Raw genomic sequence first — 1,448 nt, 5'->3', positions numbered from 1 at the left:
TGAGCTGCACCCCAAAAGTTGGACATCGATCCAACCTTTGGGGTGTTTTTCATGAGCAAGTACACGGAGCAGTTCAAGGTATCCATTGCAGAGGAGTACGAGTCCGGCCACGCTGGGTTCCGTGAGATGTCCAAGCGCCACGGCGTCGATGAGGCGACGATCCGCAAGTGGGTGGCGGCCCATCGCATACATGGTCCGGCAGGCTTGAAGAAGAAGTGCGAGCGCTACAGCGCAGAGTTCAAGTTGCTTGTACTGCAGCAAATGCGTAGCGAGGGGTTGTCAGCGCGTGAGACGGCTGCACGCTTCAACATTAGGAACCGTACGGCCATCGGCCAGTGGAAACGCCAGTATGATGAAGGCGGTATAGACGCACTGTCGCCGCGCCAGCGGGGGCGCCCCAGAAAGATGCCCAAGCCACCGATCACGCCACCACCGCTACCCGAGGACGATACGCGCTCCCGACAGGAACTACTCGACGAGTTGAACTTCCTGCGCATGGAGAACGCGTACCTAAAAAAGCTCGAAGCCTTGGCTCAAGCGCAGCAGCGATCAGCGCAACGCAAAAAGCGCAAATCGTGCTCGAGCTAAGGCAGCAATATTCGCTTGCGGGCTTGTTGAAGGTTGCCGGCTTGGCGCGCAGCACGTTCTACTATCATCAGAAATTGCTCGGAGCAGCCGACAAGTATGCCGATACAAGGGCGAGAATCTGCTCGCTGTTCGAACGGCACAAGGGCCGCTACGGCTATCGACGCATCACGCTCGCTCTACGTAATCTGGGACAGGTGATTAACCACAAGACTGTGGCGCGTCTGATGGGCGAGTTGCGGCTGAAGTCTTGTGTGCGCCCGAAGAAATACCGCTCCTACAAAGGTAGCGTCGGACGTGTTGCACCTCATGTTTTACAGCGTCGGTTCTACGCAAAGCGTCCGAACGAGAAGTGGGTAACGGATGTCACGGAATTCAACGTGGGCGGCCAGAAGCTGTACCTGTCACCAGTGCTCGATCTGTACAACGGCGAGATCATTGCTTATGAAACCGCGAGGCGCCCGGCGTTCGAGATGGTCAGCGCAATGCTTCACAAGGCATTGGCGCGCTTGAAGTCACACGAGCGGCCTCTCTTGCATTCGGATCAGGGCTGGCAGTACCAGATGCCAGCGTATCGCCGCCTACTGCAGCAACGAGCGCTCACGCAAAGCATGTCGCGTAAAGGGAATTGCCTGGACAACGCCGCCATGGAGAGCTTCTTCGGCACGCTGAAATCCGAGTTCTTCCATCTGAATCGGTTCCGCAACCTGGACGAACTGCAATCCGGCTTGGCAAGCTATATCCACTACTACAATCACGACCGCATCAAACTGAAACTAAAAGGGCTGAGTCCCGTGCAATACAGAACTCAGCCCTCTCAGCCCTAGCCGTCATAACCCGTCCAACTTTACGGGGTCAGTTCA

At 56.6% G+C, this 1,448-nt stretch carries 1 protein-coding gene; it reads left to right on the top strand.

Annotated features, from left to right (window positions below; genetic code table 11):
• Positions 1-51: 51 nt before the first annotated feature.
• A protein-coding gene (locus J7024_RS36930) for an IS3-like element ISBam1 family transposase (protein WP_234746053.1) occupies positions 52-1,412 on the top strand; the annotation gives its coding sequence in 2 pieces (ribosomal slippage) (positions 52-511 and positions 511-1,412; 1,362 coding nt in all).
• Positions 1,413-1,448: the final 36 nt, after the last annotated feature.

This window comes from Burkholderia sp. WTPI3, assembly GCF_021483755.1.
GTDB lineage: Bacteria > Pseudomonadota > Gammaproteobacteria > Burkholderiales > Burkholderiaceae > Burkholderia.
This window is presented reverse-complemented; position numbering and strand designations above follow the sequence as displayed.